A 1,472-nucleotide genomic window follows, 5' to 3' on the forward strand; every position below is an offset into this window, starting at 1 on the left:
AATATGATGACTAAAAAAAATACTGATAATAGATTTAAAATTGAATTTAACAGTTTAGAAGCTCTTGTGCCTAAAAATCATTTAGTTAGACAAATTGATAGAGCAATAGATTTTAATTTTATATATGACGAAGTCGCAGAATTATATTCTGCTTTCGGTGCACCAAGCATAGATCCTGTAGTGTTGATAAAAATAGTACTTATTCAATACTTATTTGGAATACCTTCAATGAGACAAACTATTAGAGAAATAGAGGTTAATATCGCATATAGATGGTTCTTGGGTTATTCATTTAATGAAAAGATACCTCATTTCTCTACATTTGGCAAAAATTATGTTAGAAGATTTAAAGATACTGAACTTTTTAACATTATATTTTCAAGAATTTTAGAAGAAGCTAATAAGAATGGATTTATACAACTAGATGAAATTTACATAGATTCAACTCATATAAAAGCAAGTGCTAATAAGAAAAAATATACAAAAGTTAAAGTTGAAACTGAAACTAAAAAATATCAATCTGAACTTGATAAAGAAATAAATGAAGATAGAAAAAAGCATGGTAAAAAAACATTAAAAGAAAAAGAGAAAACTAAAGAAGTTAAAGAAATAGTTGAAAGTAAGACTGATAAGGATAGTGGAATGTTTTTTAAAAACGAAAAAGAAAAATGTTTTGCATATTTAGCACATACGGCTTGTGATGATAATAATTATATTTTAGATTTTCATATTACACCTGGCAATATACATGATAGTGTGGCTTTTTCTGATTTATATTCTAAATTGCATAAAAAATATCCTAATGATATTACAGCAATAGCTGTAGATGCGGGATATATAACCCCATACATATGCAAAACTCTTTTTGAAGATAATATTTTACCAGCAATGCCTTATAAAAGACCTATGACAAAGCAAGGCTTTTTCAAAAAATATGAGTATGTTTATGATGAATTTAATGATTGTTATATTTGCCCTAATAATAAAATATTAAAATATAGTACAACCAATAAAGATGGATACAGAGAATATAAATCATCACAATATGATTGTAAAATGTGTCCACTTATTAATCAATGTACTAAAAGTAAAAATGCTCAAAAAGTTGTAACTAGGCATGTTTGGCAACATTATGTGGAAGAAGCTAATCATTTGAGACATAATGAATATATAAAACAAGTCTATAGCAGAAGAAAAGAAACAATTGAACGAGTCTTTGCAGATGCAAAAGAACGACATGGTATGAGATATACTCACCTAAGAGGTTTGGCTAAATTAACAATGGAGGTCACGCTTATTTTTGCATGCATGAATTTAAAGAAGTTGGCAAAACGGAAATGGATAAAGACCGGGGGATATCTCGGATTATATCATAATATTAAAAATATATTTGAAAAATTTAGAAATTTTGCTTATAAAACTAAAAATAGCATTTTTGCTTTATGCAAAAATGCTATTTGTCTACAAACTGA

At 27.0% G+C, this 1,472-nt stretch carries 1 protein-coding gene; it reads left to right on the top strand.

All coding sequences use genetic code 11. The features are described from left to right. Positions 1 to 3: 3 nt before the first annotated feature. On the top strand, positions 4 to 1,472 hold a 1,469-nt coding region (locus GBZ86_RS15855), incomplete at its 3' end, for an IS1182 family transposase (RefSeq protein WP_422678938.1).

The organism is Clostridium tarantellae (assembly GCF_009295725.1).
GTDB lineage: Bacteria > Bacillota > Clostridia > Clostridiales > Clostridiaceae > Sarcina > Sarcina tarantellae.